The 12,761-nt window shown below is 72.0% G+C and carries 11 protein-coding genes; 3 read left to right on the plus strand and 8 right to left on the minus strand.

The window, feature by feature from the left end; translation table 11 throughout:
• A partial coding sequence (locus AB0M20_RS08010) for a BTAD domain-containing putative transcriptional regulator (protein WP_364295598.1) occupies positions 1 to 1,523 on the minus strand: 1,523 nt, incomplete at its 3' end.
• A gap of 185 nt (positions 1,524 to 1,708) precedes the next feature.
• Between AB0M20_RS08010 and AB0M20_RS08015 the strand changes: the two genes are divergently transcribed.
• The gene (locus tag AB0M20_RS08015) at positions 1,709 to 3,067 is read left to right on the plus strand and encodes a DUF1996 domain-containing protein (RefSeq protein ID WP_364295601.1); all 1,359 of its coding nucleotides are present in this window, start codon (positions 1,709 to 1,711) and stop codon (positions 3,065 to 3,067) included.
• 44 nt (positions 3,068 to 3,111) lie between these two features.
• On the plus strand, positions 3,112 to 5,694 hold the full coding sequence (locus AB0M20_RS08020) for a glycoside hydrolase family 97 catalytic domain-containing protein (protein WP_364295604.1): 2,583 nt from the start codon (positions 3,112 to 3,114) through the stop codon (positions 5,692 to 5,694).
• On the opposite strand, the gene AB0M20_RS08025 is transcribed toward AB0M20_RS08020, so the two are convergent.
• From AB0M20_RS08025 to AB0M20_RS08035, 3 genes are all read right to left on the minus strand, one after another.
• Positions 5,681 to 6,244, minus strand: a complete 564-nt coding sequence (locus AB0M20_RS08025; protein WP_364295607.1) for a dihydrofolate reductase family protein — start codon at positions 6,242 to 6,244, stop codon at positions 5,681 to 5,683. The genes AB0M20_RS08020 and AB0M20_RS08025 overlap by 14 nt on opposite strands.
• Positions 6,245 to 6,337: 93 nt before the next feature.
• Positions 6,338 to 7,756 (minus strand): DUF1996 domain-containing protein, encoded by a 1,419-nt coding sequence (locus AB0M20_RS08030; protein ID WP_364295610.1) that lies wholly within the window; start codon positions 7,754 to 7,756, stop codon positions 6,338 to 6,340.
• 244 nt (positions 7,757 to 8,000) lie between these two features.
• On the minus strand, positions 8,001 to 9,218 hold the full coding sequence (locus tag AB0M20_RS08035) for an FAD-binding oxidoreductase (RefSeq protein WP_364295613.1): 1,218 nt from the start codon (positions 9,216 to 9,218) through the stop codon (positions 8,001 to 8,003).
• 39 nt (positions 9,219 to 9,257) lie between these two features.
• On the opposite strand from AB0M20_RS08035, the gene AB0M20_RS08040 reads away from it, so the two are divergent.
• The gene (locus AB0M20_RS08040) at positions 9,258 to 10,067 is read left to right on the plus strand and encodes a cyclase family protein (protein ID WP_364295616.1); all 810 of its coding nucleotides are present in this window, start codon (positions 9,258 to 9,260) and stop codon (positions 10,065 to 10,067) included.
• Here the strand turns inward: AB0M20_RS08040 and AB0M20_RS08045 are convergent.
• The 4 genes from AB0M20_RS08045 to AB0M20_RS08060 all read right to left on the minus strand — a co-directional run.
• Positions 10,060 to 10,956, minus strand: a complete 897-nt coding sequence (locus AB0M20_RS08045) for a UbiA family prenyltransferase (protein WP_364295619.1) — start codon at positions 10,954 to 10,956, stop codon at positions 10,060 to 10,062. The genes AB0M20_RS08040 and AB0M20_RS08045 overlap by 8 nt on opposite strands.
• 63 nt (positions 10,957 to 11,019) lie before the next feature.
• Positions 11,020 to 11,793: an SGNH/GDSL hydrolase family protein gene (locus AB0M20_RS08050; RefSeq protein ID WP_364295622.1), complete on the minus strand. Its 774-nt coding sequence runs from the start codon at positions 11,791 to 11,793 to the stop codon at positions 11,020 to 11,022.
• 76 nt (positions 11,794 to 11,869) lie between these two features.
• A complete protein-coding gene (locus AB0M20_RS08055; RefSeq protein ID WP_364295625.1) occupies positions 11,870 to 12,337 on the minus strand; it encodes a hypothetical protein in 468 nt (155 codons plus the stop codon).
• A 101-nt stretch (positions 12,338 to 12,438) separates the two neighbouring features.
• Positions 12,439 to 12,761: VOC family protein (locus AB0M20_RS08060; protein WP_364295628.1), on the minus strand; the 323-nt coding region annotated here is incomplete at its 5' end.

The raw sequence follows: 12,761 nt of genomic DNA on the forward strand, positions 1-12,761 counted from the left end.
GTCAGCTCCTCGACGCCGAGCGGGCCGAGCGCCGCGGTCAGCCTCAGCAGCTCCCAGCTCGGCTCCGGCATCCACCCGGTGCGGGTGCGGGCCACCTGCATGGCGACCGCACCGGTCACCTCCGGGCCACGGTCGGCGACCGCGACGAGCGCCGCGATGCCGCCCGTGCGCTCGGCAAGCTCGGCCGTCAGCTCCGCCGCCGGGATCGGGCCCAGCCGCAGCACCAGCGGGCTGCCGAGCCCGGCGATCGGGCGTCCCTTGATCTGCGACGGATACCGATAGGTGAGCACCACCCGCAACATCGCGCAGTGCCGGCCGAGCCAGGCCAGCTCGGCCACGCTCGTCTCGTCCAGCGACTCGGCGTCGACCACCGCCAGCAGCAGCGGCTCCGGCCCGCACAGCACGTCGACGATCGCGGCGAGCTCGTCGCGGCGCAGCGGGCGCTGCTCCGCCATCGCCGCCTCGACGGTGGCCGGCACCGCGCCGGAGACGCCGAGGTCGGCCAGCGCGCTGTGCAGCCAGGTGAGGCGCAGGGTGCCGGCCGACGACGGGCCGTGGCCGACGCCGAACCGGTCCGGGGCGAGGCGGCGCGCCTCGGTCAGCAACGCGGTCTTCCCGGCGCCGCTCGGGCCGACCAGGTGCACCAGCGGCGCCGGATCGTCGCAGAGCAGCAGGTCGATCTCGGCGCGCCGGCCGAGGAACCGCCGCCGGGGCTCCCGCGTCGCCCTGGCGGGCACGCGGGCCGACGCGGCCGGGGCCGGCGCGGGAATCGGGGCCGACCGGCTGAGCAGCACGCTGCGCTGCAGCTCGACGGTCTTGGCCGAGGGGGCAACGCCGAGCTCGTCGTCGAGCGCCTTACGGCACCGCTCGTAGAGGCGCAGTGCGTCGTCCGGCCGGCCGAGTGCCGTGGCCGCGGCCATCCCGGTCTGGTAGGCGATCTCCAGGAACGGGTCCAGCTCGATCGCCGCCAGGGCGAGCCGCAGCGCCCGTGCCGGGTCGTTCGGCAGGACCGTGCCCGCGATCTCGAGCGTGGCATTCACCGAGGCGGCCCGCACCTCGGCGCGCGCCTGCTCGGCCCAGTCCGCGTACGGGTCCTCGGCGAACGGCGGGTCGTGGGCCAGCGCCAGGATCTCCTGCTGGGTGCGCAGGCGGTCCGGGTCGCCGGTCGGCAGGTCGTCCAGGGCCTTGATCCGCTGGTGCAGGTCGGCCAGGTCCAGCCAGGCGCGCGAGGTGTCGAAGAGGTAGCCGCCGGAGCGGGTGACGATGAACTGGGTGGCGGCGGTGCTGTCGGGCTGGAGGCGGCGGCGGATCACCGACACGTAGTGCTCGAGCGCGGCCACGTGGTTGCCGGGCAGCTCACGACCCCAGACCGCGTCGGCCAGGGCGTCCTTGGACTGGATCCGGTCGTACCGGGCGGCCAGCACGCTGAGCACCTGCCGGGCGCGCCGGGGCAGCGCGCCCGCGGGCAGGCTGGTGCCGTCGGCGCCGGCGACGTCGAGCCGGCCGAGTACGCGTACCCGCATCAAAACCTCCCTGATCGGGTCTCTGATCGGCAGCGCCCGCCCGTCCTGAAGGCTTTCGCCCGGGTAACCGCTTCACCATCGATGACGACGATTGTTCAGATACAGGCAATCAACGTGCATTGATGCCCGGAAAGCGCTTCCTCGGATTGATACTCATCGACACCCGTTCCCAGCGGAGGTGCTAGATGAGAAGATCCCCGTTCCTGATCGCCGTCCTCGTCGCCGGCCTGTCCCTCGTCGTCGCCGGCGCGGCTCCCGCGCAGGCAGCAACCGTCAAGATCCAGGCCGAGGCGTACGCGGCACAGTCCGGCGCCCAGGTCGAGTCCACCGCCGACAGCGGCGGTGGCCAGAACGTCGCCTACCTCTCCTCCGGCGACTGGATGCGCTACGACGCCGTCGACCTCGGCGCGGCCGGCGCCCTGGAGGTCAAGGCTCGCGTCGCGTCGGCCACCGCCACCGGCTCCGGCGCCGTCGAGCTGCGCGTCGGCTCCCCGACCGGCACGCTGCTCACCAGCTTCGCGATCGCCTCGACCGGCGGCTGGCAGGCGTGGTCGACGCTGACCAAGAGCGTCGGCACCCACCCGACCGGCGTCCAGACCGTCTACGCCGTCATGCGCAACAGCACCGGCGGCGACTTCGTCAACATCAACTGGTTCTCGTTCGGCGACGGGCAGCCGGAGACCGGCGCGGGCTGGGTCACGATGGACCAGGCCGCGTGGAGCCGCCAGCTCGCCCAGTTCCAGGCGATCCCGCTGCGGCAGGTGCCGCCGAACGCGGTCCGCGTGTCGGAGTTCAACGCCACCTGTACCTACAGCCACTCGCGGCCGGACGACCCGATCGTCTTCCCGAACATGCCGGGCGCCTCGCACATGCACAGCTTCTTCGGCAACCAGGGCACCAACGCGGCCACCACGACCGACACCCTGCTACGCAACACGAACACCACCTGCGGACCGGCCCAGGATCTGTCCGCGTACTGGATCCCCACGCTCTACCAGGGCGACCGGGCGATCGAGCCCAGCGGAGTGGTCGTCTACTACGGCTCGCGGCTGGCCGACCCGGCGCCGACCGTACCGTTCCCGCACGGCTTCCGGATGATCGTCGGCGACGCCAAACGGCAGGCGCCGACGCCGGGCAACGGGGCGCCGGGCGAGTTCTACTGCGCCGGGCCGGGCGGCCAGATCGGCCGCAGCGCGGACGGCAACTGGCCGATCTGCGCGCCGACCGCCATCCTGATGTTCCACCTGCTCTTCCAGGACTGCTGGGACGGCGTGCACCTGGACAGCCCGGACCACAAGTCGCACGTCGGGTGGATGGACGGCACCGGCAGGTGCGGCGGGGTCACCCCGGTCGCGATCCCGTCGGTCTCGTTCCTGATCGCCTACCCGACCTCCGGCAGCAGCGCCGGCTTCCGGCTGGCGTCCGGGATGGCCTCGTCGATGCACGGCGACTCGTTCATGGCGTGGGACGACCTGGCACTCGGTCAGCGGGTGAAGAACTGCGTGGTGCAGAAGGCCAAGTGCAACACCGCCGGGCAATACTGAGGTAGGCGTGCGCGATACCATCGACGATCATCGTTGGAGGTGTCGTGCACGTTCTGCTCTCCGCCGCCCTTGTCCTCGCCGCTCATGCGGCGCCCGCCGCCGGCCCGGTTGACGTGTGGAGCGTCCCCGGGCCGGCCGGCTCGCCGATCACCGCACGGCTGACCTTGGAGGACGGCCGGCTGTCGTTCGGGGTGGACGCCGCCGGTCGCTCGGTGCTGCCCGCGGCGCCGATCGGCCTGACCACGGCGGAGGCCGATCTGAGCAGCGGCCTGGCCTTCGTGTCCGAGACCGGGCGGACGCTCCGCGAGCAGTACACGATGACCACCGGCAAGCAGCTCCGGCGGAGCACCACGTTGCGCGAGGCCACCTTCAGCTTCGTGGCGAACCAGAAGAGGCTGGACGTCGTGGTCCGGGTCTCCGACGAGGGCGCCGCCTACCGGTACGTGCTGCCGGAGGCCGGCACGGTCACCGGCGAGGCATCGTCGTACGCGATCCCGGCAGGCGCGCCCGCGTGGCTGCTGCCGTATTCGCCGAACTACGAGGAGACCCGCATCGAGACGACGGCCGGGGCCGCGCCGGTCGCCGACTACGGCTTCCCGTCGCTGTTCCGGGTCGGTGACACGTACGCGTTGCTGTCGGAGTCCGACGTGGACGGCCGGTACTCCGGCGGACGGCTGACGCATGCGGGCGGTGGCGCGTACCGGATCGAGCTGGCCGACCCGCACGTCCCCGCGGTGATCACCACGCCGTGGCGGGTCGCCGTCATCGGCGACCTGGCCACCGTCACCGCCTCGACCCTCACCGACGACCTCGCACCGCCCTCGCGGCTCGATGACACCTCCTGGGTGCGCCCCGGCGTGGTCGCGTGGTCCTGGCTCTCCGAGCACTCGAGCCCGGCCGACCCGGTGCGGCAACGGCAGTACATCGACTTCGCCGCGCGCAACGGCTGGCCGTTCGTGCTGATCGACGAGGGCTGGAACGCGTCCTGGGTACCCGACGTGGTGCGCTACGCCCGGGCCCGCGGAGTCGACGTGATCCTCTGGTTCCACTGGTCGGCCTTCGACACGCAGCAGGAGCGCGACACGACGCTGCCACTGGTGAAGTCGTGGGGCGTGGCCGGGCTGAAGATCGACTTCATGGACTCGGACAGCCGGGCCAGATTTCAGTGGTACGACCAGATCCTGCCGGCCACCGCGGCGCAGAAGCTGATGGTGAACTTCCACGGCGCCACGATCCCGCGGGGCATCCAGCGCACCTGGCCGCACGTGATGACGCTCGAGGCGGTCCGCGGCGCCGAGCAGTTCCGCACCCGTGCCGCGACCAACACGATCTTCCCGTACACCCGGAACGTGACCGGCGGCATGGATTACACGCCGGTGACCTTCGTGGTGGAGGACCGCGACACCACCGACGCGCACGAGGTCGCGCTCGCGGTGGTCTACGAGTCGGGCTGGCAGCACCTGGCCGACCGGCCGGAGACCTACGAGGCGCATCCCGAGGCGCTGCGGACGCTCAACCAGATCCCGGCGGTGTGGGACGAGACCCGGCTGCTGTCCGGCGAACCCGGTCGCGAGACCGTCGTGGCCCGCCGCGACGGCAATCGCTGGTGGCTCGGTGGGATCACGGCGACCCCCGCGGTCGTCGAACGGCTGGGCCTGGACTTCCTGAGCAGCGGGCGCTGGCTCGCCGAGACCCTCCGCGACGGCGACCACGGCCTGGTCCGGGAGAGCCGCATCGTCCGGAGCACCGACACGCTGACCGTGCCCGTGGCCACGAACGGCGGGTTCGTGACGGCGCTGTGCCCCTACACCGGCTCGGCCACCTGCGACCGTCCGATCAGGCCGGTGCCGGCCACCGCGCTGACGATCGAGCCGGCGTCGGCGGATGTCCGCCCGGGACAGACCATCGAGGTCGAGGCCACCTTCACCCTGCCGGCGGGCGGCCCGATCACCGACGTGACGCTGGCGCCGCAGCCCCCGGCCGGCTGGGCCGTCGAGGGCGCCACGGTCCGCCGCGACCGGCTGCGCGGCGGCGAGTCGCTGCACGGCACCTGGCGGCTGACCGCGCCGGCCGCCGTGCCGACCGGCGCTGTCGACCTGCCGATCGTCGCCACCTACACCTACCGAGGCGAGCGGGTGCACGTCGAGCAGGCGGTCCACGCGCTGGTGCCGCCGCCGGACCCGACCGGTGACGCGTTCGTGAGCGACCTGCCGTTCCTGGCCGAGAGCAACGGGTTCGGCCCGATCGAGCGCGACCGGTCCAACGGTGAGCAGTCCGGCGGCGACGGCGGGACCCTGACGATCAGAGGCCAGGAGTACGCGAAGGGCCTCGGCACGCACGCCCCCGCGGAGGTGCGGATCTGGCTCGGCGGGGCGTGCACCGGGTTCTCGGCGGTGACCGGTGTCGACGACGAGGTGACCCAGCCCGGCTCGGTGGCGTTCGAGGTCGTCGCCGACGACGGCCGGGTGCTCGCGAGCACCGGAGTGGTCCGCAGCGCCGACCCGGCCCGCCCGGTGACCGCGGACGTCACCGGTGTGCGGGTGCTGACGTTGCGGGTCACCGACGGGGGCGACGGCAAGAACTTCGACCACGCCGACTGGGCCGAAGCCCGGATCAGCTGCGCGTGACCTCGTACCGCAGGTAAACCACGCCGTTGCCGAACCGGCGCTCCTCGGCCAGTGACAGGTCGAGCCGGGCCCGGTCCGGCAACCCCCGCGTGCCGCCACCGATGATCACCGGTGAGAGGAAGAGGCGGACCTCGTCGATCAGCCCGGCGCGGTAGGCGTGCCCGGACAACCCGGGCCCGCCGATGCTGAGGTCGCGGTCCGAGCCCTCCTTGAGGGTGCGGATCGCGTCGGGGTCGAAGCTGCGTTCGATCCGGGTGCGTTCACTGTCCACCGACTCCAGTGTGGACGAGTACACGACCTTGTCGGCGGCCTGCCAGAGGCGCGCGAAATCCAGCTCGACCGGCGAGACGTCCTCCTGCAGGTGCGCGGTCTCCCAGTACTTCATCACCTCGTAGAGCCGGCGCCCCAGGAGATAGGTGCCGATCGGCCGCTCGATGTCGTTGACGAACTGGTGCACCTCGGCATCGGGCGCACTCCAGTCGAACTTGCCGTCCTGGTCGTTGATGTACCCGTCCAGCGACATGATCTCGGTGCAGATCAGCTTGCCCATCACCCCTCCAACCGCTTGCATTTTGCAACTGGTCTGCAGGATAGCGCAATGGCCCTCACCGGGGAAGTGAGGACCATCGCCGGTGGGGACGGGTCATTCGACGTGGGGCACGTCCGGCTTGCACTTCGCGCCCTGGGTGAGGCAGGTCTTCATCCGGTCGTAGAGCGCCTGCGGCTCCCAGGCGTTCATGAAGTCACCGTGCATCGACGACGGGTTCCCGGACGACAGGGACAGGTTCGCGGCGTTCACGCCCTTCGTGCTGTAGCCGATCTCGAACAGCAGCGCCGGCAGCCGCACCGGGAACTCGGCGTTGCAGGTGAAGCTCACATGCGACTTGTGGTCGGGGCTGTCGAGGTTCTTGCCGTCCCAGCACTGCGGGAAGCGCAGGTGGAAGACCATCGTCGGGTCGGTGCCGCCGCAGACCGGCCACGGCGGCGTGTTGCTCCTGGCCTCCTCGATGGTCGCCGACCCGCAGAAGAAGTCGCCCATCGGGTTGCCCGCGCTGGTGTTGTCCAGCTTGGCGCTGCCGGTGATCATCCGGAACCCCTGCGGGAAGGGCACGAGGTCCGACGCCTTGGCGCTGCCGGCGCCGTAGTAGACGGTGAACCGCTGGTACGGCACCTGCGTGCCGTCCTTGTCGGCGGTCCGGCCGACCTGCACCTCGGGCACCCAGTACGCGGACAGATCCGCCGCCGGCGCACACGAGCTGGCCTTGTTGCCCTCGAGGGATTCGATGGTGCTGTTCTCGTCGGTGCTCTCGTTGCCGAAGAAGTTGTGCATGTGCGAGGCGCCCGGCATGTTCGGGAAGACCAGCGGGTCCACGCGGTCCGAGTGGCTGATCTCGCATGCGGCGTGGAACTCACCGACGTCGTGGTTGTTCACCGGACCGGCCTTGGTGGCGCGGTAGGCGGCGAGCTGCCGTGCCCAGTCGGCCTGGTCGATCGGGACCCAGCCGGGCCCGGAGTGCGTGCCGTCGCCGGCCGGCGTCGCCGACGGGGGTGCCGGCGGTGGCGCCGCCGTGGCGTCGAAGACGAACCAGTTGATGTTGACGAAGTCCGACCTCTGGCCGCTCTTCAGCAGCGCGACCACCGACTGCTTCCCGGCGGGAGCGCCGGTCACGGGCGCGGTCCGGGTGGCCCAGGTCTGCCAGCCGCCGGTCCTAGCCACGGGGATCGTCGCTAGCAGCGTGCCGGTGGGAGTCCCGGCGCGCAGCTCGATCGACCCTCCGGCGGGTTCGTTCGACGAGATCCGCGCCGACACCGTCGCGCCCACCGTGACGTCGTCGAACCGCATCCAGTCGCCGTTGCCAAGGTAGGCGGCGTTGAGCCCGCCGCCGCTGTCGTTCGTCCCCTCGGTCCGCACGCCGGACTGCGCCGCGTACGCCTCCGCCTGCACCGCGTTCGCCGGCGTGGCGTCGACGGCCGCGTCGGCGTTCATCACCACGACGCCGCTGGCCGTCAGCACACCGGCCACCGAAGCGGCCAGCACCACCCTGGTTCTCTTCCTCGGCATTCCCTAATTCCCTCCACCCGGGACGTGACGGGAAGGAGTATCAGGACGCCTCGGATATCGAGGCAAGCCGACAAGAAAGAATTATGAGTCGCCCGTTCGCCGGGCCCTGGTAGCGGTCGGCGGTCACGTCGATAACGCTTTTCCGGCGCCTCTTTCTTAAATGTGCCTGAAGTCGACGTTTCCGCTGGTGGCGGCACCCGAGACGCTCGATAACAGTTTCCCGATAATACGCGCCCACGAGCGATCAGCGCGGCGTGAACACGCCCTCGGGATCATAGTGCGCGCGAACGGCCCGGACCCGGTCGACGTTGCTCAGAAAGTACGCGGTGTCGGGAAGACCCGGTTCGGGGAAGTTGGGATAGGTGCCACCGGTCCCGTGCGGCCGGGTGATCGCGAAGGACTCATCGAGCCACAGGTTCTCCGGGGCTGTGCGGGGGTCGACCGTCGCCGCGTGCTTGAGCAGAAAGGCGGCGTCCCGGTGCGGGAAGGCGGTCGCCTCGGCCGGCACCCGGCAGTACGCGCCGCCCCACGGCGAGAAGTCCAGCTCCCGCGACTCCCCCGGCCGCCGGTCCGCGCCCAACCGGGCCACCAGCTCCTCCGCGGGCACCGGCGAGCGGAAGTACTCCGACCGCAGGTACGTGTGCCCGCCCGCCGGCTCAGGTCCGTCGTGCGGATCCACCCCGGCCAGCCACGCCTTCACCGCGCGCAGCCGGCCGGGCCGCCGCGTCCCCTCGGCCGGGGCGACCCCGATCGCCGCCAGCAGGTCCTCGAGCGGCCCGACGTCGCCGGTCGCGCCGAAGACGGTCACCGCCGGCGGCCGGGCGAGGTCGGCGGCCGTCGACAGCACGAGGCTGGCGGCGAGGGTCTCCGGCGCGGCGGGCGCGTGCCGCTGCCACGCGGCGAGAACCTCGGCGGCGCTGCCCGGCGGGAAGCGGTAGAGGAAACCGGTCGACTCCGGCTCGGGCAGGGTCGCGAACACCAGCTCGGTCACCACGCCCGGCGCGCCGCCGCCGCGCAGCAGCCAGAAGAGATCCGGGTGGCGCTCGTCGTCGCAGACCAGCTCGCGGCCGTCGGCCAGGACCACGGTCGCGGACCGCAGCGAATCGCAGGTCAGCCCGTACCGCCGCCCGAGAACGCCCAGCCCACCACCGAGGGTGAGGCCGGCGATCCCGACCGTGGGCCCGCAACCGGCCGGGATCGTGCGGCCGACGGCCGCGAGCCGGTCGTAGATCGAGCCCAGCCGAGCGCCGCCGCCGATCGCGACGAGATCGCCGCGGACCTCGATGTGGTCCAGCGGCGCGGTGTCGATGAGGACGCCGGTGGTGCTCGATCGGCCGGCGAACGAGTGACCGCCGCCGCGCACGGCGATCGGAAGCCCACGGCCGACCGCCTCGACGACGTCCTTGCTGCCCGAGCAGCGGACGACCACGGCGGGCACGATGCCGGCGAAACGTGGGATCATGGCTTCACGGTAGCGGCCCGCTCTGCGATGCTCGACGCCATGTGCACCGAGAAGTGTTCGCAGCTCACCCGGCGTGCGGCCCTGTTCGGGGCGGCCGCCGTCGCCACCACCGCCGCCCTCGACGCCCCGGCTTCGGCCGCGGAGCGGACGCCGTCCTTCCGCGGCGGCCGGCTGACCGACCTCACCCACCCCTTCACGACCTCGTTCCCCGCCTTCGAGCCCGATGAGGCACCCACCCGCCGCACCTACGTGACCATCGAGGACGACGGTTACTACATGCAGGAGTGGCGGATCATCGAGCACACCGGCACGCACGTCGACGCGCCGGGGCACTTCACCCCGGGTGGCCGCCTGTCCACCGACCTGCGCCTGTCCGAGCTGATCACCCCCGCGGTCGTCGTGGACATCAGATCCCGGGCGGCGCGGAACCCCGACACGACGGTCACCGTCGACGACCTGCGGACCTACGAGCGCCGGCACGGCCGGATCCCCCCGGGCGCGGCCGTGATCATGAATTCCGGGTGGGCCGCGAAGGCCGGCGATCCGGCCGCGTACCGGGGCGCCGACGCCGCCGGTGTGCTGCACTTCCCGGGCTTCGACCCCGAGGCGACCGAGTGGCTGCTGCGCCGGCGGAAGATCCGGTCGCTGGGCGTGGACACGCTGAGCATCGACCCGGGCGTCTCGGAAACCTTCGAGACGCACGTGATCCTCACCGGCGCCGATCGCTACGGCCTGGAGAACCTGGCCAATGTGGACCGCCTGCCGCCGAAGGGGGCCACCGTCGTGGTCGGCCTGATCCCCTACGAGCAGGGCTCCGGCGGACAGGCCCGGATCTTCGCGGTCAGCTGATCAGGGCGATCAGGAAATCGGCCGCGGGGAGGGCGAAGACCGCGGCGACGACGGCCAGGCGCGGGATGGTCGGGGTGCGTGCCAGGATCGCGTACGCGCCCACGACCACCGGCGCCGCCAGCCACTGCAGCGTCCAGCCCGTCCGCTCGACCAGCACCCCCAGCTCGCAGACGGCCAGCCACAGCGCGGTGGCCGCGGTCCACAGGGCGAGCCCAGCCCGGTAGCACCGTTCGGGCCGCCAGCACACCGCGGTCGTGCGGTATCCGGCCGCCCGGTCCGCGTCCACGTCGAGCACCGTCGTGGGCAGATACAGCGCGGCCGCCAGCATCGCGCCGAGCACCACCATGACCAGCGGGTAGTCCCCGGCCGGCCGCTGCAGCGCCCACCCGGCGAGCGGGGCCAGCACGCCGACCACCAGCGCGTTCACCACCACATCGGCGCCGGGCCGTGACTTGAGCCGCAGCGGCGGCGCGCTGTACGCCCAGCCCAGCCCCAGCACGATCAGCGCGCCGAGCAGGAACGACGGCCCCAGCACCGCCGCCACGACGAGAGTGGCGGCGGTGCTCCCCCGATACAGGCCCCGCAGGGTGGCCGGCGTGAGAGCACCGGTGACCAGCGGGGAGTTGGCCTTGCGCGGGTTGAGCCGGTCGGTGGGCAGATCGTGCAGGTCGTTCTGGGCCAGCACTGCCGTCCAGACCAGCGGGCCGAGCAGCAGGGCGAGCAGCAGCCCGTCGATGGCCGGCGGGATCAGGCCGTGGCCGGCCAGCACCCAGCCGAGGTAGGCGCCGCCCCAGCCCAGCGGCCAGAACCAGGGCCGGCAGATCGTCCAGGTCCGGCCGGCCGTCCTGGTGGCCGTACTGCCGGCCTTCGCGGGGGCGAGCGTCGTCATGCGTCCGACGTTATGGATCTCGGCGGCGGCGAACCTCCCGCGCCGGTGCGAACCGTCTCCCCCTCAGGAGGGATCGAGCACGTCGAACCAGTTGCCCGCCATCGCCCGGTAGCCCTTCTTGTTCGGGTGCACGGGGTCGCCGAGCTGGTCGCCTTCGATCGCGTGCTGGTCGGCCAGGTGCACCCGACCGCCCTTGGTCGCGACCAGGTCCGGGATCGCCGCGTTGTAGGCGTCGATCCGCCGCTGGTAGTCGGCCTTGTCGGAGCCGACGATCCGGGCGACCACGACGTGCACCTCGGGGCCGTCGGCGAGGAGCTGGTCGATCAGCTCGGAGAGCCGGCCGGCGGCCCCGGTCGCCTTCTCGTCGGTGCGCATGTCGTTGGTGCCGATGTGCAGCAGCACGACCTGGGGGCGGTAGGTGGCCATCCAGTGGTCGGCGCGAGCCGCGATCTGGTCGATCCGCCAGCCGATGTGGCCCTCGTTGTCGCGGTCGGTGCCGGCCGGGCCGCTCCGCATCGAGCCCACGAAGTCGACCTCGACGCCGGCCGCCGCCAGCTTGCGGCCCAGCTCGTCGCGATAAGAGCCCAGGTCCGGGTCGCCCAGGCCGTACGTGATCGAGTCGCCCAGCGGCATGATCCGCAGCCGGCCGTCGCCCCTGCCGGGCAGCCGCGCGGACTCCAGGGCCGGCCGGCCCTCGCTGACGATGACCGTGCTGACCGGCGTTGGCTCCTCGGCCGGCACGACCGGTGCCGCCAGCGTCCGGGACGCACAGCCGTACGAACCGCCGGCCAGAAGCAGCACGGCGGCCGTGGCAACAAACCGCCGCGACATCCTCATGCCCATCGAATCGTGCGGCACGGTTGCCGAGGGCGGCGCACGCGGGGTGCGACTCGGGAGCAGCCCGCCTTGATGATCAAGGCTTGAAGCGGACGGAACCTTCCCTGCAGAACCCGGGCTTGCTCTCGTTGCCCACGCATTGACCGTCGACGAGCGCCCGGACACCGAGCGGCTCACCGAGATCAACCTCGTAGGTGACCTCGTTGTTGCCGGGGCACGTCGCCGCCCCGGTCTGCTTCGGCGTCACGGAGAACGTCACGACAATCTCCGACTCCGTCTTCCGGATGATCGGCGCCAGCACCTGGCCGGTCCGCCCGCCGTTGCAGCCCTCCCGCCAGACAACGGCAAGGAACGACGTCGACGACTGCTGGAGTTTCTCGTTCGGCCCGACCACCCAGAGAGCGGGATCCCCCGGCACGCTCGCCGCCGACGACGACGCCGACGCACTCGGCTCGGCGGCCGGTGGTGCACTCGAAGCGGGCGCATCCGCCTCGGGCCTGGCAGCGTCGTTGCAGGCGGACAACAGGCCCGGCAGGGCCGCCAAGACGACTACCGCAAGAACTCGACCGGTCCGCATCCCCCTGGGACGTGCGGGCCACGCTCGCGGTTCCGCGGATGGGTCGAAAGCGGTCTGCCCCTGACGATTCAGTCCTGCTTCGCGGCGGCCGCGTCGACGCACACGACTCCCCTGTTGCCGTCCTGGTCGGCGATCACGGTGAGCGATGGCGCGTTGCTGTCGTCGACGACGGTCCCGCCCGCGGCGAGGGCGTCAGCGATCCGTTGGCCGGCCGCCTCGGGTGCCACATAGACCTCGAGGTGGAACCGCTGACGCTCCTCGGCGTCGCCGAACCACAGGTTGGAGACCCGCACCGTGGCGTCTCGGATCTCGTCGCCGGGAGTTCCGCGGCCCCGGGACGCGGCGCTCCCGGTCAGCAGGGCGGCCCACACCGGGGCGATATGTCGAAAGC

Origin of the sequence: Actinoplanes sp. NPDC051633 (genome assembly GCF_040681735.1) — a bacterium.
In the GTDB taxonomy this organism is placed as follows: domain Bacteria; phylum Actinomycetota; class Actinomycetes; order Mycobacteriales; family Micromonosporaceae; genus Actinoplanes.

Bases quoted from the DNA above. Each gene is read 5' to 3' on its own strand.
- AB0M20_RS08045 (WP_364295619.1), bottom strand. From the start codon at position 10,956: ATGACGACGCTCGCCCCCGCGAAGGCCGGCAGTACGGCCACCAGGACG.
- AB0M20_RS08030 (WP_364295610.1), bottom strand. From the start codon at position 7,756: ATGCCGAGGAAGAGAACCAGGGTGGTGCTGGCCGCTTCGGTGGCCGGT.
- AB0M20_RS08035 (WP_364295613.1), bottom strand. From the start codon at position 9,218: ATGATCCCACGTTTCGCCGGCATCGTGCCCGCCGTGGTCGTCCGCTGC.
- AB0M20_RS08050 (WP_364295622.1), bottom strand. From the start codon at position 11,793: ATGAGGATGTCGCGGCGGTTTGTTGCCACGGCCGCCGTGCTGCTTCTG.
- AB0M20_RS08040 (WP_364295616.1), top strand. From the start codon at position 9,258: ATGTGCACCGAGAAGTGTTCGCAGCTCACCCGGCGTGCGGCCCTGTTC.
- AB0M20_RS08015 (WP_364295601.1), top strand. From the start codon at position 1,709: ATGAGAAGATCCCCGTTCCTGATCGCCGTCCTCGTCGCCGGCCTGTCC.
- AB0M20_RS08025 (WP_364295607.1), bottom strand. From the start codon at position 6,244: ATGGGCAAGCTGATCTGCACCGAGATCATGTCGCTGGACGGGTACATC.